The 25,067-nt window shown below is 39.8% G+C and carries 24 protein-coding genes, 3 pseudogenes and 1 other annotated feature (1 of these 28 running past the window's edge); of the genes and pseudogenes, 25 read left to right on the top strand and 2 right to left on the bottom strand.

Translation table 11 applies throughout. From position 1 onward, the window contains the following. Positions 1-160 precede the first annotated feature (160 nt). Positions 161-1,789 (top strand): annotated as a pseudogene (locus QM424_RS06185) (exo-alpha-sialidase); the annotation flags it as partial. A 50-nt stretch (positions 1,790-1,839) separates the two neighbouring features. Here QM424_RS06185 and QM424_RS06180 read toward each other — a convergent pair. Further along, positions 1,840-2,020 (bottom strand): annotated as a pseudogene (locus QM424_RS06180) (IS30 family transposase); the annotation flags it as partial. Positions 2,021-2,168: 148 nt separating this feature from the next. Here QM424_RS06180 and tnpA point away from each other — a divergent pair. From tnpA to QM424_RS06125, 11 genes and pseudogenes are all read left to right on the top strand, one after another. Beyond that, a pseudogene (tnpA, locus tag QM424_RS06175) lies at positions 2,169-2,671 on the top strand (IS200/IS605 family transposase). 307 nt (positions 2,672-2,978) lie between these two features. After that, a complete protein-coding gene (locus QM424_RS06170; protein WP_077804818.1) occupies positions 2,979-3,677 on the top strand; it encodes an N-acetylmannosamine-6-phosphate 2-epimerase in 699 nt (232 codons plus the stop codon). Between the two features lie 114 nt (positions 3,678-3,791). Beyond that, entirely contained in the window at positions 3,792-5,120 is a 1,329-nt protein-coding gene (locus QM424_RS06165) for an ABC transporter substrate-binding protein (protein WP_077804819.1), read from the top strand. A gap of 221 nt (positions 5,121-5,341) precedes the next feature. Beyond that, the gene (locus QM424_RS06160; protein WP_162489574.1) at positions 5,342-6,208 is read left to right on the top strand and encodes a carbohydrate ABC transporter permease; all 867 of its coding nucleotides are present in this window, start codon (positions 5,342-5,344) and stop codon (positions 6,206-6,208) included. A gap of 15 nt (positions 6,209-6,223) precedes the next feature. Continuing rightward, positions 6,224-7,063, top strand: coding sequence for a carbohydrate ABC transporter permease (locus QM424_RS06155; protein WP_001192010.1), 840 nt, complete (start codon positions 6,224-6,226; stop codon positions 7,061-7,063). Between the two features lie 171 nt (positions 7,064-7,234). Further along, the gene (locus QM424_RS06150; protein WP_000575452.1) at positions 7,235-7,687 is read left to right on the top strand and encodes a NanQ anomerase/TabA/YiaL family protein; all 453 of its coding nucleotides are present in this window, start codon (positions 7,235-7,237) and stop codon (positions 7,685-7,687) included. 19 nt (positions 7,688-7,706) lie between these two features. Further along, positions 7,707-8,351: a YesL family protein gene (locus QM424_RS06145; protein ID WP_414393676.1), complete on the top strand. Its 645-nt coding sequence runs from the start codon at positions 7,707-7,709 to the stop codon at positions 8,349-8,351. A 172-nt stretch (positions 8,352-8,523) separates the two neighbouring features. Continuing rightward, entirely contained in the window at positions 8,524-9,441 is a 918-nt protein-coding gene (locus tag QM424_RS06140) for a dihydrodipicolinate synthase family protein (RefSeq protein ID WP_001281493.1), read from the top strand. 17 nt (positions 9,442-9,458) lie between these two features. Then, positions 9,459-10,355 (top strand): ROK family protein, encoded by an 897-nt coding sequence (locus tag QM424_RS06135; protein WP_414393673.1) that lies wholly within the window; start codon positions 9,459-9,461, stop codon positions 10,353-10,355. Between the two features lie 190 nt (positions 10,356-10,545). Next, positions 10,546-10,833 (top strand): type II toxin-antitoxin system RelB/ParD family antitoxin, encoded by a 288-nt coding sequence (gene relB / locus QM424_RS06130; protein ID WP_049521894.1) that lies wholly within the window; start codon positions 10,546-10,548, stop codon positions 10,831-10,833. Continuing rightward, on the top strand, positions 10,823-11,173 hold the full coding sequence (locus QM424_RS06125; RefSeq protein ID WP_000384863.1) for a type II toxin-antitoxin system RelE/ParE family toxin: 351 nt from the start codon (positions 10,823-10,825) through the stop codon (positions 11,171-11,173). The genes relB and QM424_RS06125 overlap by 11 nt, the downstream gene beginning before the upstream one ends. Before the next feature lie 61 nt (positions 11,174-11,234). Here the strand turns inward: QM424_RS06125 and QM424_RS06120 are convergent, their stop codons facing one another. Then, positions 11,235-12,086: a MurR/RpiR family transcriptional regulator gene (locus QM424_RS06120; protein ID WP_049521893.1), complete on the bottom strand. Its 852-nt coding sequence runs from the start codon at positions 12,084-12,086 to the stop codon at positions 11,235-11,237. 192 nt (positions 12,087-12,278) lie between these two features. Between QM424_RS06120 and pbp2b the strand changes: the two genes are divergently transcribed. From pbp2b to QM424_RS06055, 13 genes are all read left to right on the top strand, one after another. After that, positions 12,279-14,336 (top strand): penicillin-binding protein 2B, encoded by a 2,058-nt coding sequence (gene pbp2b, locus QM424_RS06115; protein WP_414393670.1) that lies wholly within the window; start codon positions 12,279-12,281, stop codon positions 14,334-14,336. Between the two features lie 10 nt (positions 14,337-14,346). After that, positions 14,347-14,943 (top strand): recombination mediator RecR, encoded by a 597-nt coding sequence (recR, locus tag QM424_RS06110; RefSeq protein WP_000966754.1) that lies wholly within the window; start codon positions 14,347-14,349, stop codon positions 14,941-14,943. Positions 14,944-15,115: 172 nt separating this feature from the next. Continuing rightward, a complete protein-coding gene (locus QM424_RS06105; protein ID WP_414393667.1) occupies positions 15,116-16,159 on the top strand; it encodes a D-alanine--D-alanine ligase in 1,044 nt (347 codons plus the stop codon). Positions 16,160-16,243: 84 nt separating this feature from the next. Further along, a complete protein-coding gene (locus QM424_RS06100; RefSeq protein ID WP_414393664.1) occupies positions 16,244-17,614 on the top strand; it encodes a UDP-N-acetylmuramoyl-tripeptide--D-alanyl-D-alanine ligase in 1,371 nt (456 codons plus the stop codon). Beyond that, on the top strand, positions 17,604-18,215 hold the full coding sequence (locus QM424_RS06095) for an NUDIX hydrolase N-terminal domain-containing protein (protein WP_414393662.1): 612 nt from the start codon (positions 17,604-17,606) through the stop codon (positions 18,213-18,215). Before QM424_RS06100 ends, QM424_RS06095 begins: the two co-directional genes overlap by 11 nt. 90 nt (positions 18,216-18,305) lie before the next feature. Continuing rightward, positions 18,306-19,010 carry a YwaF family protein gene (locus QM424_RS06090; protein ID WP_023943744.1) on the top strand — a complete coding sequence of 235 codons (705 nt, stop codon included), beginning with the start codon at positions 18,306-18,308 and terminating at the stop codon, positions 19,008-19,010. Positions 19,011-19,229: 219 nt separating this feature from the next. Further along, positions 19,230-20,603 carry a cell division protein FtsA gene (gene ftsA, locus QM424_RS06085; RefSeq protein WP_000090384.1) on the top strand — a complete coding sequence of 458 codons (1,374 nt, stop codon included), beginning with the start codon at positions 19,230-19,232 and terminating at the stop codon, positions 20,601-20,603. Positions 20,604-20,619: 16 nt separating this feature from the next. Continuing rightward, complete coding sequence (gene ftsZ, locus QM424_RS06080; protein WP_000144273.1) at positions 20,620-21,879, top strand: cell division protein FtsZ; 1,260 nt, start codon at positions 20,620-20,622, stop codon at positions 21,877-21,879. 4 nt (positions 21,880-21,883) lie between these two features. Beyond that, positions 21,884-22,555 (top strand): YggS family pyridoxal phosphate-dependent enzyme, encoded by a 672-nt coding sequence (locus tag QM424_RS06075; RefSeq protein ID WP_414393657.1) that lies wholly within the window; start codon positions 21,884-21,886, stop codon positions 22,553-22,555. A gap of 9 nt (positions 22,556-22,564) precedes the next feature. Further along, on the top strand, positions 22,565-23,104 hold the full coding sequence (locus tag QM424_RS06070) for a cell division protein SepF (RefSeq protein ID WP_414393653.1): 540 nt from the start codon (positions 22,565-22,567) through the stop codon (positions 23,102-23,104). Further along, entirely contained in the window at positions 23,104-23,367 is a 264-nt protein-coding gene (locus tag QM424_RS06065) for a YggT family protein (RefSeq protein ID WP_049540006.1), read from the top strand. The genes QM424_RS06070 and QM424_RS06065 overlap by 1 nt, the downstream gene beginning before the upstream one ends. Further along, entirely contained in the window at positions 23,364-24,149 is a 786-nt protein-coding gene (locus tag QM424_RS06060; protein ID WP_414393650.1) for a YlmH family RNA-binding protein, read from the top strand. The genes QM424_RS06065 and QM424_RS06060 overlap by 4 nt, the downstream gene beginning before the upstream one ends. Before the next feature lie 8 nt (positions 24,150-24,157). Next, a complete protein-coding gene (locus tag QM424_RS06055) occupies positions 24,158-25,039 on the top strand; it encodes a DivIVA domain-containing protein (RefSeq protein WP_414393647.1) in 882 nt (293 codons plus the stop codon). After that, positions 25,034-25,067: a binding site (T-box leader), on the top strand (it continues 179 nt past the right edge of the window). Its footprint overlaps the gene before it by 6 nt.

Raw genomic sequence — 25,067 nt, 5'->3', positions numbered from 1 at the left:
TTTTTAGGAAATAAAATAATTACTTTTAGAGAGTCATAGATTAATCAAGAATAAGCAATCGTATTAGTTGAATTGCTTTCCAGTGCTAACCTTTTAACTAATTCAAAAATTTTAAAAAATCGCTTAGCAAAAGCATCGGAGGAGTTATATGAATCAGAGTTTTATTAATCGTAAAAACCGATATGGTATTAGAAAATTTACTATCGGAGTTGCTTCTATAGTTATCGGCTCGGTCTTGTCTGGTATTTCACCAGTATTAGCACAAGAAACCACTACTAATATTGATGCAAATAAGGTTGAAACTACTTTAGAAAGTAGAACATCTGTATCAGGACATATAGCGGATTTAGAAGTGAAATCATCGGAAAGTGCAAAAATTACAGAGAAGAAGGAAGTTTTTGTAAGTGGTGTAAATGGTGGATTGAATAAGGATGGAATTAATACTTACCGAATTCCAGCACTGCTAAAAACAGATAAAGGCACATTAATTGCCGGAGCGGATGAAAGACGTTTACAATTCGCAGATTGGGGAGATATTGGTATGGTAGTTCGTCGAAGTCAGGACGGAGGAGAGACGTGGGGAGATAGAATAACAATTTCTAATCTTCGTGATAATCCAGATGCCAAAGACAAAACTGCTCCGTCGCCATTAAATATTGATATGGTATTAGTTCAAGATCCGGAAACTAAGAGAATCTTTTCGGTTTATGATATGTTCCCAGAAGGAAAAGCAGTATTCGGTATGCCTGCTAAACCTGAAAAAGCATACGAGCGTATAGGGGATAAAACTTATCAAATTTTATATAAAACAGGCGAAAAAGGATATTATACAATTCGTGAAAATGGTGAAGTTTATAATTCTAAAAATCAAAAAACAGATTATCATGTTGTAGTAAATCCCAAAAAACTAGGATATAGCGACAAAGGTGATTTGTATAAAGGGAAGGATTTAATTGGTAATGTTTACTTTGCACAAAGTACGAAAAATCCTTTTAGAGTTGCAAATACTAGCTATTTATGGATGTCTTATAGTGATGATGATGGTAAAACATGGTCTGCACCGAAAGATATCACACCAGGGATTCGACAAGATTGGATGAAATTCCTTGGAACAGGTCCTGGAACAGGTATTGTATTACGTACAGGTAAGCATAAGGGACGGATATTGGTACCAGCTTATACAACAAACAGTATTTCGCATTTAGGTGGTTCGCAGTCTTCGCGTCTAATTTATTCAGATGATCATGGGGTAACTTGGCATGCTGGAGAAGCCCCAAATGATAATCGACCTGTTGGAAATAGTGTCATCCACTCGTCTAATATGAATAATAGTGGCGCTCAAAATACAGAATCAACTGTTCTTCAATTAAATAATGGTGATGTCAAACTCTTCATGCGTGGCTTGACTGGAGATCTTCAGGTTGCTACTAGTAAAGATGGTGGAGTGACTTGGGAGAAAACAATCAAACGTTATCCAGAAGTAAAAGATGCCTATGTGCAAATGTCAGCTATTCATACTATGCATGATGGGAAAGAGTATATTATTCTTAGCAATGCTGCTGGACCAGGACGCGAACGAAAAGATGGTCTAGTTCACTTGGCACGTGTTGAGAAAAATGGCGAGTTAACTTGGTTGAAGCATAATCTAATTCAAGGTGGGGAATTTGCATATAATTCATTACAAGACTTAGGTGACGGAGAATACGGAATTTTATATGAACATAGCGAGAATAGTCAAAATCGCTATACAATTTTTTATAAGAAATTTAATTGGAACTTCTTGAGTAAATAAAAGCTAATTATAGACATAAGAAAACATCTCTGTGTTAGGCTTGTCGTTCAAATACAAACGCTAAATTTCAAGTTAGTTAGCAACAAAAAATTCTCTGGGAGACTTGTAGTTCAAGCATTTTTTATGATAGTTGTTAATCCAATTTTTGATGAATGCGACTTCTTTAGGAGTCGTTTTCTTAGTTTCTTTAGGTAACCATTTATGAATGAGCTTATTGTGATTCTTATTATGTGACTATTAGTCCGTCTCGCTCCGTTAGGTGCGAGACAAAAAAACCACCCGCTATGCGGGTGCGCGTCGAAGGTTATACCAAAAAAACTCCGAACGCGATACAATAAAGGTGTTCAAGCCAATTGTAAAGCGAAAGGAGAAAAATATGGCACAAAAGGCTCATAGTTTATCGCACACAAAGTGGCACTGTTCTATCACATTGTGTTCACCCCTAAGTATAGACGAAAAGTCATCTATAATCAATATCGAAGTAGTTTAGGCGAAATATTTCATCGCTTGTGTAGTTATAAAGGAGTTGAAATTATCGAGGGTCACTTAATGCCAGACCATGTACACATGTTAGTGAGTATTCCACCAAGGATAAGTGTTTCGAGTTTCATGGGTTATTTAAAAGGAAAAAGTGCACTCATGATATTTGACAAACACGCCAATCTCAAGTACAAGTATTTCTAGGAGGAAGGTTATTATGTGAGTACGGTGGGACTCAATGAAGCCACGATTAAGAAATATATCCAAGATTAAAGAAATTATCCAGTGGATGATTTCTTCACGAGTATGAAAATTTGAGAACGAGTAAAGCATGATACAGCACTAGATAAATTAAGTGTAAAAGAATATGAGGATCCCTTTAGGGATAGTGGTAAGTAATACTAAAGCCTCTTTGAGAGGCAAGTGACATAAGGCTTGAACAACGTGAAAGCCAGCGTCTTTAGGCGCTGGCTGGTAATTTGGGCTTATAGCCCTGGGACAAACCACCCGTTTGACGGGTGGTCAGGATTAGTTTTAGTTCATTTGGTTGTATATACGGATATTTATATTACCTGAAACTACTTTCAGAAACAGCTGTTCTATAAAATACTTTTGAAACTGTAATCTATCCTACTACAAAGTATTGAAAGCGCTTCATAAATGATATATAATCAACTCATAAGAACAAAGAAAAGGAGGAAAGAGGATGCCACAGATTACTAAAGAAGCCTTGATTGCACAAATCAAAGATGGAATCATCGTTTCTTGTCAGGCCCTTCCTCACGAACCGCTTTATACAGAAGCGGGAGGAGTCATTCCCTTGCTGGTCAAAGCGGCTGAGCAAGGTGGAGCAGTCGGTATCCGAGCAAACAGTGTTCGCGATATTAAGGAAATCAAGGAGGTTACCAACCTTCCAATCATTGGGATAATTAAACGAGATTATCCACCACAAGAACCCTTCATCACTGCTACTATGAAAGAAGTTGATGAATTGGCAGAACTGGACATCGAGGTGATTGCTCTGGATTGTACCAAGCGTGAACGCTACGATGGTTTAGAGATTCAAGAGTTCATTCGTCAGGTTAAGGAGAAATATCCTCATCAGCTCTTGATGGCTGATACAAGTACTTTTGAGGAAGGACTAGCGGCTGTAGAAGCAGGAATTGACTTTGTCGGAACAACCTTATCAGGATACACATCTTACAGTCCTAAAGTGGATGGTCCCGATTTTGAATTAATTAAAAAACTCTGTGATGCAGGTGTAGATGTCATTGCAGAAGGGAAAATTCATACACCAGAACAAGCCAAACAAATCCTGGGATACGGAGTGCGAGGTATCGTTGTTGGTGGCGCTATTACTAGACCAAAAGAGATTACAGAACGCTTCGTTGCTGGTCTTAAATAACACAATTTAAAAACAGAGGAGAGTGGTGGATGCGTAGGATGAAATGAAAACGTATACAAATGCAATCTTACTCATTATCCAATATGGATACGCTTATCAATTAGGAGAATACAAATGAAATTTAGAAAACTAGCTTGTACAGTGCTTGCGGGTGCTGCGATTCTTGGCCTTGCTGCATGTGGTAATTCTGGTGGAAGTAAAGATGCTGGAAAATCTGGTAGTGATAGTGGAAAAACAGAAATCACTTGGTGGGCATTCCCAGTCTTCACTCAAGAAAAAACTGGTGACGGTGTTGGAACATATGAAAAATCAATCATCGAAGCTTTTGAAAAAGCAAATCCAGATGTAAAAGTGAAATTGGAAACCATCGACTTCAAGTCTGGTCCTGAAAAAATCACAACAGCTATCGAAGCAGGGACAGCTCCAGACGTACTTTTTGACGCACCAGGACGTATCATCCAATACGGTAAAAATGGTAAATTAGCTGAATTGAATGATATTTTCACAGATGAGTTTGTCAAAGATGTCAACAATGAAAATATCGTACAAGCAAGTAAGGCTGGAGATAAAGCCTACATGTATCCAATCAGTTCAGCTCCATTCTACATGGCTATGAACAAGAAAATGTTGGAAGAAGCTGGAGTTGCAAACCTTGTAAAAGAAGGTTGGACAACTGATGACTTTGAAAAAGTTTTGAAAGCGCTTAAAGATAAAGGATATACACCAGGTTCATTGTTCAGTTCTGGTCAAGGGGGAGACCAAGGAACACGTGCCTTCATCTCAAACCTTTACGGCGGTTCTGTAACAGATAAAGATGTAACAAAATATACAACTGATGATCCTAAATTCGTCAAAGGTCTTGAAAAAGCAGCTAGCTGGATCAAAGACGGTTTGTTGAACAACGGTTCACAATTTGACGGTGGAGCAGATATCCAAAACTTTGCCAACGGTCAAACATCTTACACAATCCTTTGGGCACCAGCTCAAAACGGTATCCAAGCTAAACTCTTGGAAGCAAGTAAAGTAGAAGTAGTAGAAGTACCATTCCCATCAGATTCAGGCAAACCAGCTCTTGAATACCTTGTAAACGGATTTGCAGTATTCAACAATAAAGACGACAAGAAAGTTGCAGCATCTAAGAAATTCATCCAATTTATTGCGGATGATAAAGAATGGGGTCCAAAAGACGTTGTTCGTACAGGTGCCTTCCCAGTTCGTACTTCATTTGGCAAACTTTATGAAGACAAACGTATGGAAACAATCAGTGGTTGGACTAAATACTACTCACCATACTACAACACTATCAATGGTTTTGCTGAAATGAGAACACTTTGGTTCCCAATGTTGCAATCTGTATCAAATGGTGACGAAAAACCAGCGGACGCTTTGAAAGCCTTCACTGAAAAAGCTAACGAAACAATTAAAAAAGCTACAAAACAATAAGCACTAAATCAGATTGATCCCTCCCTTTTCCCTGTGCATAGTCTATGTAAGAAAAGGGAGGATTTTGTTTGAAATGTAAGGAACTGTCACGAAATTAAAATGAAGTTCTTACATAAGCGAATCTTAAAAAATTTCATTTTGATTTTAAAACAGTTCAAGAAAGTCAAAAAATTATTCTATTTGAAAGAGAGGTGCCGACTGTGAAAGTCAATAAAATTCGTATGCGGGAAACAGTGATTTCCTATGCTTTCCTAGCACCAGTGTTGTTCTTCTTTGTCATCTTTGTATTGGCTCCTATGGTGATGGGATTCATTACAAGTTTCTTTAATTACTCTATGACAAACTTTGAGTTTGTAGGCTTAAACAACTATATCCGCATGTTTAAAGACCCTGTCTTTATGAAGTCTTTGATCAACACGGTTATTCTGGTTATTGGATCTGTACCAGTTGTTGTTCTATTCTCGCTCTTTGTAGCATCGCAAACCTATCACCAAAATGCTATCGCTAGATCATTCTATCGCTTTGTCTTTTTCCTTCCTGTTGTAACAGGTAGTGTTGCCGTAACAGTTGTTTGGAAATGGATCTATGACCCACTATCAGGGATTCTAAACTTTGTCCTCAAGTCAAGTCATATCATCAGCCAGAACATTTCTTGGCTGGGAGACAAACACTGGGCTTTGATGGCGATTATGATTATTCTTTTGACAACTTCAGTTGGTCAGCCGATTATCCTTTATATCGCTGCTATGGGGAATATTGACAATTCACTGGTTGAAGCGGCGCGTGTTGACGGTGCAACTGAGTTTCAAGTTTTCTGGAAGATTAAATGGCCTAGCCTTCTTCCAACAACTCTTTACATTGCAATCATTACAACAATCAACTCATTCCAGTGTTTTGCCTTAATTCAGCTTTTGACATCTGGTGGTCCAAACTACTCAACAAGTACACTTATGTACTACCTTTACGAGAAAGCCTTCCAATTGACAGAATACGGCTATGCCAACACAATTGGTGTCTTCTTGGCAGTCATGATTGCGATCGTAAGCTTTGTTCAATTTAAAGTACTTGGAAACGACGTAGAATACTAAAGAAAGGAGACAGCTATGCAATCTACAGAAAAAAAACCATTAACAGCCTTTACTGTTATTTCAACAATCATTTTGCTCTTGTTGACTGTGCTGTTCATCTTTCCATTCTACTGGATTTTGACAGGGGCATTCAAATCACAACCTGATACAATCGTTATTCCTCCTCAGTGGTTCCCTAAAATGCCAACCATGGAAAACTTCCAACAACTCATGGTGCAAAACCCTGCTATGCAATGGATGTGGAACTCAGTATTTATCTCATTGGTAACCATGTTCCTAGTCTGTGCAACCTCTTCTCTAGCAGGTTATGTATTGGCTAAAAAACGTTTCTATGGTCAACGTATCCTATTTGCCATCTTCATCGCTGCTATGGCTCTTCCAAAACAAGTTGTCCTTGTGCCATTGGTACGTATCGTCAACTTCATGGGAATCCATGACACTCTTTGGGCAGTTATCTTGCCTTTGATTGGATGGCCGTTTGGTGTCTTCCTCATGAAACAATTCAGCGAAAACATCCCAACAGAATTGCTTGAATCAGCTAAAATTGATGGCTGTGGTGAGATTCGCACTTTCTGGAGCGTAGCCTTCCCAATTGTGAAACCAGGATTTGCAGCCCTTGCAATCTTCACCTTCATCAATACTTGGAACGACTACTTCATGCAGTTGGTTATGTTGACTTCACGTCAAAACTTGACCATCTCACTTGGGGTTGCGACCATGCAGGCTGAAATGGCAACCAACTATGGTTTGATCATGGCAGGTGCAGCTCTTGCAGCCGTGCCAATCGTAACAGTCTTCCTTGTCTTCCAAAAATCCTTCACACAAGGTATTACTATGGGAGCTGTTAAAGGATAAGAAAAGTAAACTGGTGTGTCAAGATTGCGGAAGTGGTCTTGACATGCTATGGAAATATAGGTGTTATAAGTGTCTACAAAATGTTGGGTATTTGCTTACCTTAGAGATTTTGTTAGACACTTATCAACTTAAGAATGATTTTAGTTAACTATCAGAAACGAAGGAAAGAGTATGATTTTTGACGATTTGAAAAACATCACCTTTTACAAAGGAATTCATCCCAATCTAGACAAGGCTATCGACTATCTCTATCAGCATCGTAAAGATTCATTTGAACTAGGTAAGTATGAGATTGATGGGGACAAGGTCTTTCTAGTTGTTCAGGAAAATGTCCTCAATCAAGCTGAAAATGATCAATTTGAGCATCATCAGAACTATGCTGACTTGCATTTGCTGGTAGAAGGACATGAATATTCGAGTTACGGTTCACGTATCAAAGATGAAGCAGTAGCATTCGACGAAGCAAGTGATATTGGCTTTGTTCATTGTCATGAACACTACCCACTCTTGTTGGGTTATCACAATTTTGCGATTTTCTTCCCAGGAGAACCACATCAGCCAAATGGCTATGCAGGTATGGAAGAGAAGGTTCGCAAATATCTCTTTAAAATTTTGATTGATTAAAAAATCAGGAGGAGCAAATATGGCACAAAAAGGAGTAAGCCTTATCAAGGCAGCATTTGATACAGACAACTTTCTCATGCGTTTTAGTGAGAAGGTCTTGGATATCGTGACAGCCAATCTTCTTTTTGTCGTCTCTTGTTTGCCCATCGTGACGATTGGAGTGGCTAAAATTAGCCTTTACGAGACTATGTTTGAGATTAAGAAAAGCAGACGTGTACCTGTCTTTAAAATCTATCTAAGAGCTTTCAAGGAAAATCTGAAACTAGGTCTTCAGTTAGGTCTGCTTGAGTTAGGCATTGTTTCATTAAGCCTTCTAGATCTCTATCTCTTCTGGGGTCAGACTGCTATGCCTTTCCAAATGGTAAAAGCTATATGTCTAGGTATTCTTATCTTCCTCACTATCGTGATGTTGGCTAGCTATCCCATCGCTGCACGTTATGACCTATCTTGGAAAGAAGTGCTGCAAAAAGGACTTATCTTGGCAAGTTTTAACTTTCCTTGGTTCTTCCTCATGTTAGCTATTCTCTTTCTCATTGTGATGGTTCTTTATCTGTCCGCCTTCAGTTTACTTTTAGGTGGCTCAGCCTTCCTACTCTTTGGGTTTGGCTTATTAGTTTTTATCCAGACTGGATTGATGGAGAAAATTTTCGCAAAATATCAATAGTTTAGCTTGTCTCTGAAACTACTTTCAAGCCATAAACATTTCAAAATACATATCGAAACTAAAATCTAAGTGTACACAAGATATTGAAAGCGTTTTTCACAAGGTGTATACTAAACACGTAAAGAATAAATCCTGCTTTTAGCAGAAAAAAAGAAAACTTAGGAGAAAATCTATGTCAGATTTAAAAAAATACGAAGGTGTCATTCCAGCCTTCTACGCATGTTATGATGATCAAGGAGAAGTAAGTCCAGAGCGTACGCGTGCCTTGGTTCAATACTTCATTGATAAAGGTGTTCAAGGTCTTTATGTCAATGGTTCTTCTGGTGAATGTATCTACCAAAGCGTTGAAGACCGCAAGTTAATCTTGGAAGAAGTCATGGCAGTTGCCAAGGGCAAATTGACAATCATTGCTCACGTAGCTTGCAACAATACTAAAGACAGTATGGAACTTGCTCGCCATGCAGAAAGTTTGGGTGTAGATGCCATTGCAACGATTCCACCAATTTACTTCCGCTTGCCAGAATATTCAGTTGCTAAATACTGGAACGATATCAGTTCTGCAGCTCCAAATACAGACTACGTGATCTACAACATTCCTCAATTAGCAGGGGTTGCTTTGACTCCAAGCCTTTACACAGAAATGTTGAAGAATCCACGTGTTATCGGTGTTAAAAACTCTTCTATGCCAGTTCAAGATATCCAAACTTTTGTGAGCCTTGGTGGGGAAGACCATATCGTCTTCAATGGTCCAGATGAACAGTTCCTAGGTGGTCGTCTCATGGGAGCTAAAGCTGGTATCGGTGGTACTTATGGTGCTATGCCAGAACTCTTCTTGAAACTCAATCAATTGATTGCGGATAAAGACTTGGAAACAGCGCGTGAATTACAGTATGCTATCAACGCTATCATTGGTAAACTCACTGCTGCACATGGAAATATGTATGGTGTTATTAAAGAAGTCTTGAAAATCAATGAAGGACTTAACATTGGTTCTGTTCGTTCACCATTGACACCAGTGACTGAAGACGATCGTCCAGTTGTAGAAGCAGCTGCAGCCTTGATTCGTGAAACCAAGGAGCGCTTCCTCTAATCCATAAGGAGGTATTTATGACACACTACGTTGCAATTGATATCGGTGGAACTAACATCAAGTATGGTTTGGTTGATCAAGAGGGGCAACTTCTTGAATCGCATGAAATGCCAACAGAGGCGCATAAAGGTGGACCTCATATCTTACAAAAGACCAAAGATATCGTAGCCAGCTATTTAGAAAAAGGCCCAGTAGCAGGTGTTGCTATTTCTTCTGCTGGGATGGTGGATCCTGATAAGGGTGAGATTTTCTATGCTGGACCTCAAATCCCTAACTATGCAGGAACTCAGTTCAAGAAGGAAATCGAGACTAGCTTTAATATTCCTTGTGAGATTGAAAATGATGTCAACTGTGCAGGTCTGGCTGAGGCAGTATCTGGTTCAGGAAAGGGAGCGAGTGTCACTCTTTGCTTGACTATTGGAACAGGTATCGGTGGTTGTTTGATTATGGATGGGAAAGTCTTCCATGGATTTAGCAACTCGGCCTGCGAAGTTGGTTATATGCATATGCAGGATGGAGCTTTCCAAGATTTGGCTTCTACAACAGCTTTGGTGGAGTATGTAGCAGCAGGTCATGGAGAAGATGTTGATCAGTGGAATGGCCGACGCATCTTTAAGGAAGCCACTGAAGGAAACAAGATTTGCATGGCTGGTATTGACCGGATGGTAGATTACCTTGGGAAAGGTCTGGCAAATATTTGCTACGTTGCCAATCCAGAAGTAGTCATTCTCGGTGGCGGTATCATGGGACAAGAGGCTATCCTTAAACCCAAGATCCGTAAAGCCTTGAAAGAAGCCTTGGTGCCAAGCCTAGCTGAAAAAACACGATTAGAATTTGCCTATCACCAAAATACAGCAGGTATGTTGGGTGCTTATTATCATTTTATACTCAATGAAAATCAAAGAGCAAACTAGGAAGCTAGCCGCAGGTAGTACTTGAGTACGGCAAGGCGAAGCTGACGTGGTTTGAATTTGATTTTCGAAGAGTATCAATACAAAACAATCCTAGTTTGGTTTAACCAAACTAGGATTTTCTAATCAAGTTCCCTTGACTTTCTTTATAATTGTGAGATAATAAAGAAAATATATAAAGGAGCTATATAAAATGGCTATAGCAAATTCAAATAAAATTGTGACCTTCCAAGCTAATAGGGAATTGGTAAATGATGCCATGGAAGTGTTAAAAGAAAAAAATCTCTCTCTTTCATCGGCACTTAGATTATTTTTAAAGAATGTTGCTGTAACAAATGAAGTAGATTTACTTAATGAAGAGGAATTAGAGAAGGAGTATTTGTTTAGACAATTACAAGCAGAAGTTCAAGAAAGTTATGCCAAGATTGAGGCTGGAAATTACTTGACAGATGAGGATGTCGTGACACGCTATGGATTATAAAAAATATAGGATTTTGTATTCTCCTAGAGTGATTGATAGTCTGGATAAAATATATCAGTATATAGCAGAGGAAATCGGTTCTGTAGAGGCTGCGAGACGAAAAGTGGCGAGTATCAGAAAAGATATTAATCGTCTAGAAATTTTCCCTCAAGCTGGATTTGATGCCGATGAAAAATTTGGTAAGAAATTAGACCCTCACTACCAAACGCGAGGATTGACCTTGAGTAAGGATTACATCGTATTATATACAATTGTTGAGGATACCGTCAGACTTGCTTATTTACTCCCTTCAAAAAGTGATTACATGAAATTATTCAAGACTAAGTCAAGATATGACTAATTCATAATCTTGAAGAGGTATGTTTGGTGATGAATAAAAATCCTAGTTTGACTCAGCCAAACTAGGATTTTCTGACGCGTTTTTGTCTACGATAGCCGTTGAGTTTTTTATTTTCCCAGTAGCTATTAAAGATTTTTTCCTTGTTTTCACGATTGATTTCCAAAAAGTAGGCATAAATCAAATCAATAAAGAAGAGCATAGGAAGTTGAGCGGATATTCGTTGGATATAGGAAGACTGGCTGTGGGTGGCTACCAGAACAGTCTCTGTGTAGGTCTGGCTATCTTTATTGGGAACACTTGAAAAGAGTACAGTCTTTGCCCCCATCTCCTTGGCATCTAATAGACTATCTAAAATAGAAGGTGTTGTGCCAGAAAGTGAGAAACCGAGTACGAGACAATTTTCATCCATAATGCTGGTTGTCCAAGCAAAGCCGTCTTGATCAGTCAAGGCCTCGCAGACCACACCCAGACGCATGAAGCGCAATTTCATTTCACGAGCTACGAGGCCAGAACTCCCTGTTCCGAAGAAGTAGACACGCTCAGCATCTTCGATTAGCTGGGCAATTCGTTCTAGTTGGATTTCGTCAATCAAGTCTTGTGTTTGTTCCCTCATATTGCTATAGCTTCTGAGGACTCGTTTGGTCAGTGGACTGTGCTTGGAGACTTGGTTGGCTTGATTTTCTGCCTGATGTTGGTATTGGAAAATGAATTCTCGGTAGCCAGTAAAGCCACACTTTTTAGCAAAGCGGGTCAAAGCAGCTTGAGAAATATGTAATTTTTGGGTGACTTGTTGAGAAGATAAATCATCTGTAATCGTTTCAGCTTGCAAAAAATAGCGAGCGATTTCTTGCTCTAGGTCTGTCATTTCTTCAAAATGTGAATCAATGATAGTTGCGATATCTGGTTTGTCCATAGGGAAGGCTCCTTTAAATGAGTCGTGTTGGAAAAAGACTAGATTATTGAACTTTTACATTCATTATAACATATAATATAGGGATGAATAAATAAAAACGTATCTTACTGTAAAAACGAAAAAAGCTTCTTTCTTTTCCATAATTTTCTGCTCAAATTGTGGTACAATTAAGAGTAAGACTTTAAGTTAGAAATGAGACTGATTTGTATGAGAAAATTTAATAGCCATTCGATTCCGATTCGGCTTAATTTATTGTTTTCAATTGTCATTTTACTCTTTATGACCATTATTGGTCGTTTGTTGTATATGCAGGTTTTGAACAAGGATTTTTACGAAAAAAAGCTAGCCTCAGCTAGTCAGACCAAGGTCACAACCAGTTCTGCCCGTGGGGAAATCTATGATGCTAGTGGAAAACCTTTGGTAGAAAATACGTTAAAGCAGGTTGTTTCCTTTACGCGTAGTAATAAAATGACGGCTAAAGATCTGAAAGAAATCGCTAGTCAGTTGCTGGGATATGTGAGCATCAGTTCGCCAAATTTGACAGAACGCCAGTTGGCAGATTACTATTTGGCTGATCCTGAAATCTATAAAAAAACAGTGGAGGCTCTCCCAAGTGAGAAACGCTTGGATTCAGATGGCAATCGCCTATCCGAATCAGAACTGTATAACAATGCGGTTGATAGTGTCCAAGCGAGTCAACTAAACTATACAGAGGATAAAAAGAAAGAAATCTATCTTTTTAGTCAGTTAAATGCCGTTGGAAACTTTGCGACAGGAACCATTGTGACAGATGCCTTGACAGACACCCAGATTGCTCTGATTGCCTCTGCTTCGAAACAATTACCCGGCATCAGTATCTCAACTTCTTGGGATCGAAAAGTTTTAGAGACTTCCCTTTCTTCTATAGTAGGTAGTGTATCCAGTGAAAAAGCTGGTCTCCCAGCGGAAGAAGCAGATGCTTATCTTAAAAAAGGTTACTCTCTAAATGACCGTGTTGGGACCTCTTACCTAGAAAAGCAATACGAGGAAACCTTGCAAGGTAAACGCTCGGTAAAAGAAATCCATCTGGATAAATATGGCAACATGGAAAGTGTCGAAAATATCGAGGCTGGTACCAAAGGGAATAATATTAAACTGACCATTGATTTGGCCTTCCAAGATAGCGTGGATGCCTTGCTGAAAAGTTATTTCAATTCAGAGTTGGGGAATGGTGGAGCCAAGTATTCTGAAGGTGTCTATGCAGTCGCCCTTAACCCAAAAACAGGTGCTGTTTTGTCTATGTCAGGGATTAAACATGACTTGAAAACGGGAGAGTTGACGCCGGATTCCTTGGGAACAGTAACCAATGTCTTTGTTCCAGGTTCGGTTGTCAAGGCGGCGACCATCAGCTCAGGTTGGGAAAATGGAGTCTTGTCAGGAAATCAGACCTTGACAGACCAGTCCATTGTCTTCCAAGGTTCAGCTCCAATTAATTCTTGGTATACTGCCTTTTCTGGGCCAATGCCGATTACGGCAGTTCAAGCTCTGGAGTATTCATCCAATACTTATATGGTCCAAACAGCCTTAGGTCTTATGGGGCAAACCTATCAACCCAATATGTTTGTCGGCACCAGCAATCTAGAGTCTGCTATGGGGAAACTGCGTTCAACCTTTGGCGAATATGGCTTGGGGTCTGCGACCGGGATTGACTTACCAGATGAATCTACTGGATTTGTTCCCAAAGACTATAGCTTTGCTAATTACATTACTAATGCATTTGGGCAGTTTGATAACTATACGCCCATGCAGTTGGCTCAGTATGTAGCAACTATTGCAAATGATGGTGTTCGTGTGGCTCCTCGTATTGTGGAAGGCATTTATGGAAATAATGATAAGGGAGGACTGGGCGACTTGATTCAGCAACTGCAACCGACAGAGATGAATAAGGTCAATATATCCGACTCCGATATGAGCATCTTGCACCAAGGTTTTTATCAGGTTGCTCATGGGACTAGTGGATTGACAACTGGACGTGCCTTTTCAAATGGTGCCTTGGTATCCATTAGCGGAAAAACGGGTACAGCCGAAAGCTATGTGGCAGATGGTCAGCAAGCAACCAATACCAATGCGGTGGCCTATGCCCCATCTGATAATCCCCAAATCGCTGTTGCAGTGGTCTTTCCTCATAATACCAATCTAACAAAAGGTGTAGGACCTTCCATTGCGCGTGACATTATCAATCTGTATCAAAAATACCATCCGATGAACTAGAAAGGAAATTATGCTTTATCCAACACCCATTGCCAAGCTGATTGACAGTTATTCCAAGTTACCAGGTATCGGGATTAAGACGGCTACGCGTCTGGCCTTTTATACGATTGGGATGTCTGATGATGATGTCAATGAATTTGCAAAAAATCTCCTTTCTGCTAAGAGAGAATTGACCTACTGTTCTATTTGTGGACGTTTGACAGACGACGATCCTTGTTCTATCTGTACCGATCCGACTCGTGACCAGACAACGATTTTGGTGCTAGAGGATAGTCGGGATGTGGCGGCCATGGAAAATATCCAAGAATACCATGGACTCTATCATGTCCTGCATGGCCTCATTTCTCCTATGAATGGTATCAGTCCAGACGATATCAATCTCAAGAGCCTCATGACTCGTCTTATGGATAGTGAGGTTTCAGAAGTAATCGTAGCAACAAATGCTACGGCAGATGGGGAAGCAACTTCCATGTATCTTTCACGTTTGCTCAAGCCAGCTGGCATCAAGGTTACGCGCCTGGCACGAGGTCTTGCTGTGGGGGCAGATATCGAGTATGCAGATGAAGTCACACTCTTACGAGCCATTGAAAATCGAACAGAGTTGTAAGTGGAGACAACTTAACAAACTCAATTCATTTATAAAAAAATCAAGGAGACCGACATTTTTTATCGGTCTTTTTTTAGATTTCTTGAAGACTAGTATCAGGTTCAAGTTTCAAAAAAGAAGCAAATATGATATACTAAAGAGCGAGTATTCTAGTAGAATTAGGACAAATAATATGAAACAAACGATTATTCTTTTATATGGTGGACGGAGTGCGGAACGCGAAGTCTCTGTCCTTTCAGCGGAAAGTGTCATGCGTGCGGTCAATTACGACCGTTTCACAGTTAAGACTTTCTTTATCAGTCAGTCAGGTGACTTTATCAAAACGCAGGAATTTAGTCAGACTCCAGGTCAAGAGGACCGTCTCATGACCAATGAAACCATTGATTGGGATAAGCAAGTTGCACCAAGTGCTATCTACGAAGAAGGTGCAGTGGTATTCCCAGTTCTTCACGGTCCGATGGGAGAAGATGGCTCTGTCCAAGGCTTCTTGGAAGTTTTGAAAATGCCTTACGTTGGTTGCAACATCTTGTCATCAAGCCTTGCCATGGATAAAATCACGACCAAGCGTGTCTTAGAATCTGTCGGGATTGCCCAAGTTCCTTATGTGGCTATCGTTGAAGGGGATGATGTGACTGCTAAAATCGTTGAAGTGGAAGAAAAATTGGCTTATCCAGTCTTCACTAAGCCGTCAAACATGGGGTCTAGTGTCGGTATTTCTAAATCTGAAAACCAAGAGGAACTCCGTCAAGCTTTGAAACTTGCCTTCAAATATGACAGCCGTGTCTTGGTAGAGCAAGGGGTAAATGCCCGTGAAATCGAGGTTGGTCTACTGGGCAACTACGATGTCAAAAGCACCTTTCCAGGAGAAGTAGTCAAGGATGTTGCCTTTTATGACTACGATGCCAAGTATATTGATAACAAGATTACCATGGATATCCCAGCTAAAATCAGTGATGATGTGGTAGCTGTTATGCGTCAAAATGCAGAAACGGCCTTTCGTGCGATTGGAGGCCTCGGTCTATCTCGTTGCGATTTCTTCTATACAGATAAGGGAGAGGTTTTCCTCAACGAGCTCAATACCATGCCAGGTTTCACCCAGTGGTCAATGTATCCACTTCTTTGGGACAATATGGGAATCAGCTATCCAGACTTAATCGAGCGATTGGTTGATCTTGCCAAGGAAAGTTTTGACAAGCGCGAAGCGCATTTGCTATAAAAATGAAAGAGAGGGTAGAAGCCAGAACCATCACTGCAAGGTGACTAGAGTTCTCGGACTTCAACCCTTTTTAAAGGAGTAGAAATGAAATTAACAATTCATGAAGTGGCCCAAGTTGTCGGAGCTAAAAATGATATCAGCATCTTTGAGGATACCCAGTTAGAGAAAGCTGAGTTTGACAGTCGTTTGATTGCGGCAGGGGATTTATTTGTGCCCCTCAAAGGTGCGCGTGACGGTCATGACTTTATCGAAATAGCTTTTGAAAATGGCGCTGCTGCAACCCTGTCTGAGAAAGAGGTCGCAAATCATCCCTACATTCTAGTAGATGACGTTTTGGCTGCCTTTCAATCCCTAGCTGCCTATTATCTTGAAAAAACAGCTGTTGATGTCTTTGCGGTTACAGGTTCAAATGGTAAGACAACGACCAAGGATATGTTAGCACACTTGCTATCAACAACCTACAAAACTTACAAAACACAAGGCAACTACAATAATGAGATTGGTCTTCCTTACACAGTTCTCCATATGCCTGAAGGGACAGAAAAGTTAGTCTTGGAGATGGGGCAGGATCACTTGGGAGATATTCATCTCTTGTCTGAATTGGCTCATCCAAAAACAGCCATCGTGACCTTGGTTGGAGAGGCTCATTTGGCCTTTTTCAAAGACCGTTCTGAGATTGCTAAAGGGAAAATGCAAATTGCAGATGGCATGGCTGAAGGTTCTTTGCTTTTGGCACCAGCTGACCCGATTGTAGAGGCCTACTTGCCAGCTGATAAAAAGGTGGTCCGTTTTGGGCAAGGAGCTGAGTTGGAAATTACCGAATTGGTTGAGCGCAAGGATAGTCTGACCTTTAAGGCTAATTTCTTGGAACAAGCCCTTGATTTGCCAGTGACTGGTAAGTACAATGCCACTAATGCTATGATTGCGTCTTATGTTGCCCTACAAGAAGGAGTTTCAGAGGAGCAAATTCGTCAGGCCTTCCAAAATCTTGAATTGACGCGTAACCGTACCGAATGGAAGAAAGCAGCCAATGGAGCAGATATCCTATCAGATGTTTACAATGCCAATCCAACTGCTATGAAGCTGATTTTAGAGACTTTCTCTGCTATTCCAGCTAATGAAGAAGGTAAGAAAATTGCGGTCTTGGCAGACATGAAGGAACTTGGTGACCAGTCAGTTCAACTTCATAACCAGATGATTTTGAGTCTTTCGCCAGATGTGCTGGATACCGTTATTTTCTATGGAGAAGACATTGCTGAATTAGCCCAATTGGCTAGTCAAATGTTCCCAATCGGCCACGTTTACTACTTCAAGAAAACAGAAGACCAAGACCAATTTGAAGACCTAGTCAAGCAGGTCAAGGAAAGCCTTGGAGTGCATGATCAAATCTTGCTCAAGGGCTCTAACTCCATGAATCTAGCTAAGCTGGTAGAAAGTTTAGAAAATGAATGCTAGTGATTTTGCTAAGTATCTTCAAAGAATGATTGCTCTTACAGATACTGGACTAACCTTTACAAAAGATCCTTTTGACCGTGAGCGCTACGAAGACTTGCGAAGTCTGTTATCTGAAATGTTGAATCAGGTATCAGACCTTGATGCAGACGAAGTGGCAGAACTCTTGAAACCGACCTCCGCTTATGCGACTCCTTTAATGGACGTCCGTGCTTGGATAGTTGAGGATGAAAAAATTTGTCTGGTTAGGGGACAAGGAGAGAATGATTGGGCTTTGCCAGGTGGCTTTGGTGAAGTCGGCTATTCTCCAACAGAAAATATTCTCAAGGAAATTGAAGAAGAAACCGGTTTTGAAGCTAAAGTAGAAAGACTACTAGCTGTTTTTGATACAAATCGTTTCCAACTACAGAGCAAGCAATATGCAAAGTTTGTTTTTGAATGTAAGCTTCTTGATGGACAATTCCAAAAAAATCAAGAAATTGCTGCCCTTCAATTTTTTGCCATTGACCAACTGCCAGCCTTATCTGAAAAACGCATTACCAAGGAGCAAATAGAAATTCTTTGGCAGGTTTATCAAGGTCAGAGGGAGCAATATCTTGATTAAGAAGATGATTATCGTATTTCTAAATTCATTTTTGACAAATAGCATGGTATAATAAAATGCAGGAAAATTTTGAATCATGAGGAATACTAGATGAATTTATGGGATATTTTTTTTACGACCCAAGCAACAGAGCCACCCAAGTTTGATCTTTATTGGTATGTCAGTATATTTACACTCTTGGCCTTGACCTTCTATACAGCCTATCGTTATCGTGAAAAGAAGGTTTACCAACGATTTTTCCAAATCTTGCAGGCCGTTCAGTTAATCCTTCTTTATGGTTGGTATGGGGTCAATCATATGCCACTGTCAGAAAGTTTACCCTTTTACCATTGCCGTATGGCTATGTTTGTGGTGCTCTTGCTTCCTGGTCAGTCTAAATATAGGCAGTATTTTGCATTACTAGGAACATTTGGGACATTAGCTGCCTTTGTTTATCCAGTGCCAGATCCTTATCCATTCCCGCATATTGCGATTTTATCCTTTATCTTTGGCCACTTAGCTCTCTTGGGGAACTCTCTAGTTTATCTCTTGAGACAGTATAATGCGCGATTACTGGATGTGAAAGGAATTTTTCTTATGACCTTTGGACTAAATGCCTTGATTTTTGTGGTCAATTTGGTAACAGGTGGAGATTACGGATTCTTGACCAAACCGCCATTGGTTGGAGACCACGGCTTAGTAGCTAATTATTTAATCGTTTCTCTGGCCTTGTCAGCGGCGATTACGTTGACAAAGAAAATTTTGGAACTATTTTTAGAACAAGAAGCAGAAAAAATGATTGCAAAGAAAGCTTAGAAATGAGCTTTCTTTTTTGTAGAATAGACAGATTGTTGACAAAGTTTACAGTGAATGAATTTCTGAACAGAAAAACTAAAAAATTGGCTGGTAAATTTAGGAAAAAACTGAGCACGATGAGATTTTTTGTGTTATAATATTCTGTGAATAGCTATGCCTACGTTTAGCTATTGAATATTACGAAGTTAGAAACTTGGAAGATAGAGAGGATGCGATGTAATGGCTAGAGAAGGCTTTTTTACAGGTCTAGATATTGGAACAAGCTCTGTCAAGGTGCTTGTAGCTGAGCAGAGAAATGGTGAATTAAATGTAATTGGCGTGAGTAATGCCAAAAGTAAAGGTGTAAAGGATGGGATTATCGTTGATATTGATGCAGCAGCAACTGCTATCAAATCAGCAATTTCCCAAGCAGAAGAAAAAGCAGGCATCTCAATTAAATCAGTGAATGTTGGTTTACCAGCTAATCTCTTACAGGTAGAACCAACTCAAGGAATGATTCCAGTAACATCTGATACCAAGGAAATTATGGATCAAGATGTCGAAAATGTTGTCAAATCAGCTTTGACAAAGAGTATGACACCTGATCGTGAAGTTATCACATTCATTCCTGAGGAATTTATTGTGGATGGTTTTCAAGGGATTCGTGACCCACGTGGTATGATGGGGGTTCGCCTTGAAATGCGTGGTTTACTTTATACAGGTCCTCGCACTATTTTACATAACCTACGTAAGACAGTTGAACGTGCAGGTGTTCAGGTTGAAAATATTATTATTTCACCACTAGCAATGGTTCAATCTATTTTGAATGAAGGTGAACGTGAATTTGGTGCTACAGTGATTGATATGGGGGCAGGTCAAACGACTGTCGCTACAATTCGTAATCAAGAACTCCAGTTTACCAATATTCTCCAAGAAGGCGGAGATTATGTAACTAAGGATATCTCTAAAGTCTTGAAGACATCACAGAAACTAGCCGAAGGTTTGAAATTAAACTATGGAGAGGCTTATCCTCCTCTCGCAAGTAAAGAAACATTCCAAGTCGAAGTGATCGGGGAAGTAGAACCTGTTGAAGTAACAGAAAATTACTTGTCAGAGATTATTTCTGCACGTATTAAGCATATTTTTGAACAAATCAAACAAGACTTAGACAGAAGACATTTATTGGATCTTCCTGGTGGAATTGTTTTGATTGGTGGAACGGCTATTTTACCGGGTATTGTGGAGCTTGCTCAAGAAGTTTTTGGTGTTCGTGTGAAACTCTATGTTCCAAACCAAGTTGGGATTCGTAATCCAGCCTTTGCGCATGTGATTAGTCTATCAGAATTCGCGGGACAATTGACAGAAGTACATCTCTTGGCTCAACGAGCAGTCAAGGGTGATGAAGGATTATTCCAACAACCGCTTAGTTTTGGGGGAATGATTCAGAAAACAGCTCAGTTTGTACAATCAACGCCTGTTCAACCAGCTCCTGCTCCAGAAGTAGAGCCGGTGGCGCCTACGGAACCAATGGCGGATTTCCAACAAGCTTCACAAAATAAACCGAAATTAGCAGATCGTTTCCGTGGCTTGATCGGAAGCATGTTTGACGAATAAAGAGGAAAAATAAATTATGACATTTTCATTTGATACAGCTGCTGCTCAAGGTGCAGTGATTAAAGTAATTGGTGTCGGTGGAGGTGGTGGCAATGCCATCAACCGTATGGTCGACGAAGGTGTTACAGGCGTAGAATTTATCGCAGCAAACACAGATGTACAAGCATTGAGTAGTACAAAAGCTGAGACTGTTATTCAGTTGGGACCTAAATTGACTCGTGGTTTGGGTGCAGGAGGTCAACCTGAGGTTGGTCGTAAAGCTGCTGAAGAAAGCGAAGAGACACTGACTGAAGCTATCAGTGGTGCAGATATGGTCTTCATCACTGCTGGTATGGGAGGAGGCTCTGGAACTGGAGCTGCTCCTGTTATTGCTCGTATTGCTAAAGATTTAGGTGCTCTTACAGTTGGTGTTGTAACACGTCCGTTTGGTTTTGAAGGAAGCAAACGTGGACAATTCGCTGTAGAAGGAATCAATCAACTACGTGAGCATGTAGATACTCTATTGATTATTTCAAACAACAACTTGCTTGAAATTGTTGATAAGAAAACACCGCTCCTGGAGGCTCTTAGCGAAGCAGATAACGTTCTTCGTCAAGGTGTTCAAGGAATTACCGATTTGATTACCAATCCAGGATTGATTAACCTTGACTTTGCCGATGTGAAAACAGTTATGGCAAATAAAGGGAATGCTCTTATGGGTATTGGTATCGGTAGTGGAGAAGAACGTGTGGTAGAAGCAGCACGTAAGGCAATTTACTCTCCACTTCTTGAAACAACAATTGATGGAGCAGAAGATGTGATTGTCAACGTAACTGGTGGTCTTGACTTAACCTTGATTGAGGCAGAAGAGGCTTCACAAATTGTGAACCAGGCAGCAGGTCAAGGAGTGAACATCTGGCTCGGTACTTCAATTGATGAAAGTATGCGTGATGAAATTCGTGTAACAGTTGTCGCAACGGGTGTTCGTCAAGACCGCGTAGAAAAGGTTGTGGCTCCACAAGCTAGACCTACTACTAACTACCGTGAGACAGTAAAGCCAGCTCATTCACATGGCTTTGATCGTCATTTTGATATGGCAGAAACAGCTGAATTACCAAAACAAAATCAACGTCGCTCGGAACAAGCTCAAGGCTCTGCTTTTGGTGATTGGGATTTACGTCGCGAGACAATTGTTCGTCCGACTGATTCAGTAGTGTCACCGGTAGAACGTTTTGAAATTCCAAATTCGCAAGATGAAGATGAGTTGGATACACCTCCATTTTTCAAAAATCGTTAAGTAAATGAATGTAAAAGAAAATACAGAACGTGTTTTTCGGGAAGTCGCAGAAGCAAGTCTGAGTGCTCATCGCGAGAGTGGCTCAGTCTCTGTCATTGCAGTTACCAAGTATGTAGATGTACCGACAGCGGAAGCCTTGCTTCCGCTAGGGGTTCATCATATCGGTGAAAATCGTGTAGATAAGTTTCTAGAGAAATATCAAGCTTTAAAAGATCGAGATGTGACTTGGCATTTGATTGGTACCTTGCAAAGACGTAAGGTGAAAGATGTCATTCAATACGTTGATTATTTCCATGCATTGGATTCAGTAAAGCTAGCAGAGGAAATCCAAAAAAGAAGTGACCGAGTCATCAAGTGTTTCCTTCAAGTAAATATTTCTAAAGAAGAAAGTAAACACGGCTTTTCGAGAGAAGAATTATTGGAAGTCTTGCCAGAGTTGGGCAAACTAGATAAGATTGAATATGTTGGTTTAATGACGATGGCACCTTTTGAGGCTAACAGTGAGCAGTTGAAAGAAATTTTCAAGGCGACCCAAGATTTACAAAAAGAAATCCAAGAAAAACAAATTCCAAATATGCCTATGACCGACTTAAGCATGGGAATGAGTCGTGATTATAAAGAAGCGATTCAATTCGGTTCCACCTTTGTTCGCATAGGTACAGCATTTTTTAAGTAGGAGAGAACCATGTCTTTAAAAGATAGATTCGATAGATTTATAGATTATTTTACGGAGGATGAGGATTTAAGTCTCCCTAATGAAAAACGAGATGAGCCTATTCTAACTCCAGTAAATTCTACACAGGAAAAGGCTCTCTCAACGAATCAAACACCAAGCACAAGTAGTACAAAAGAAAATAATATTACTAGACTGCATGCACGTCAACAAGAGTTAGCAAAGCAAAATCAGCATTCTACTGAAAAAGTAACAATTGATGTTCGTTATCCTAGAAAATATGAAGATGCGATAGAAATTGTTGATTTATTAGCAGGAAACGAAAGTATTTTGATTGATTTTCAATATATGACTGAAGTGCAAGCTCGTCGTTGTTTAGATTATCTGGATGGAGCTTGCCATGTTCTAGCTGGAAATTTGAAAAAGGTAGCTTCTACCATGTACCTGTTGACACCAGTGAATGTTATTGTGAACGTAGAAGATATTCGTTTACCAGATGAAGAACAAAATGGTGAGTTTGGCTTTGATATGAAGCGAAATAGAGTACGATAATGATTTTTTTAATTCGTCTGATTTATAATGCAGTGGATATTTACTCCCTGATTTTGGTAGCCTTTGCTGTCATGTCTTGGCTTCCAGGCGCCTACGAATCAAGTTTGGGTCGTTGGATTGTAGCATTGGTAAAACCAGTGCTTGCTCCTTTGCAACGCCTGCCTTTACAGATAGCAGGTCTTGATTTATCTGTTTGGGTTGCGATTGTTTTGATTCGATTTTTAGGAGAAAACCTAGTCCGTTTTCTGGCGATGATAGGATGAATAAAGGGATTTACCAGCATTTCTCTATAGAAGACCGTCCCTTTCTTGATAAGGGAATGGAATGGATAAAGAAGGTAGAAGATAGCTATGCTCCTTTTTTAACTCCCTTTATCAATCCTCATCAGGAGAAACTATTAAAGATTTTGGTCAAAACTTATGGTCTTGCTTGTAGCAGTAGTGGGGAATTCGTCTCGAGTGAGTATGTTCGAGTTTTATTATACCCAGATTATTTCCAGCCAGAGTTTTCAGATTTTGAAATATCTCTCCAGGAAATAGTGTATTCCAATAAATTTGAACACTTAACGCATGCTAAGATTTTAGGGACAGTCATCAATCAATTAGGGATTGAACGGAAACTTTTTGGAGATATCCTAGTGGATGAAGAACGGGCGCAGATTATGATTAATCAGCAGTTTCTTCTTCTCTTTCAAGATGGATTAAAGAAAATTGGCCGTATACCTGTTTCGCTGGAGGAACGTCCTTTCACCGAGAAAATAGATAAGCTAGAACAGTATAGAGAGCTGGATTTATGCGTGTCTAGTTTTAGATTAGATGTTCTTTTATCAAATGTTTTGAAACTATCTAGAAATCAAGCAAACCAGTTGATTGAAAAGAAAGTTGTCCAAGTAAATTATCATGTGGTAGACAAATCAGATTATACTGTTCAAGTTGGAGACTTGATTAGTGTGAGAAAATTTGGGCGTTTGAGGTTGCTTCAAGATAAGGGACAAACTAAAAAAGAGAAGAAAAAAATAACAGTCCAGTTATTATTAAGTAAGTGAGGAAAAATATGCCAATTACATCGTTAGAAATCAAAGATAAAACCTTTAGCACACGTTTTAGAGGTTTTGATCCAGAAGAAGTAGATGAATTTTTAGATATTGTAGTTCGTGATTATGAAGATTTGGTTCGTTCTAATCATGATAAGGATTTACATATTAAAAATTTGGAAGAGCGTTTGTCTTACTTTGATGAGATGAAAGATTCGTTGAGCCAGTCTGTATTGATTGCCCAAGATACAGCTGAGAGAGTGAAACAAACAGCACACGATCGTTCAAATAATATCATTCATCAAGCTGAACAGGATGCACATCGATTATTGGAAGAAGCAAAATACAAGGCAAATGAAATTCTTCGTCAGGCTGCTGATAATGCTAAGAAAGTTGCTGTTGAAACCGAAGAATTGAAGAACAAGAGTCGTGTCTTCCACCAACGTCTCAAATCTACAATTGAGAGTCAGTTGGCTATTGTTGAATCTTCAGATTGGGAAGATATTCTTCGTCCAACAGCTACTTATCTTCAGACAAGTGATGAAGCCTTTAAAGAAGTGGTTAGCGAAGTACTTGGAGAACCGATTCCAGCTCCAATTGAGGAAGAACCAATTGATATGACACGTCAATTTTCTCAAGAAGAAATGACAGAGTTACAGGCTCGTATTGAGGCAGCCAATAAAGAATTGGCTGAATTTGAAGCTCAAGCTAAACAGGAAGTGGAAAACCCAACTCCTGTAGTGAGTCCTCAAATTGAAGAAGAGCCTGTTCATCCAGTTGGTCCAATGTATGAAGAGCCAGAAGTAGCTCCAAGCCATTACTCAGGACCAACACCAGCTACTGAAGCTGTAAACTCAGAACCAGGATTTGAAGCACCGCAAGAATCCGTTACAATTTTATAAGAAATAATGTGAGAACAATATCTTATCC

The sequence above is a fragment of the Streptococcus mitis genome, from assembly GCF_047464945.1.
In the GTDB taxonomy this organism is placed as follows: Bacteria; Bacillota; Bacilli; order Lactobacillales; family Streptococcaceae; genus Streptococcus; species Streptococcus mitis_EA.
This window is presented reverse-complemented; position numbering and strand designations above follow the sequence as displayed.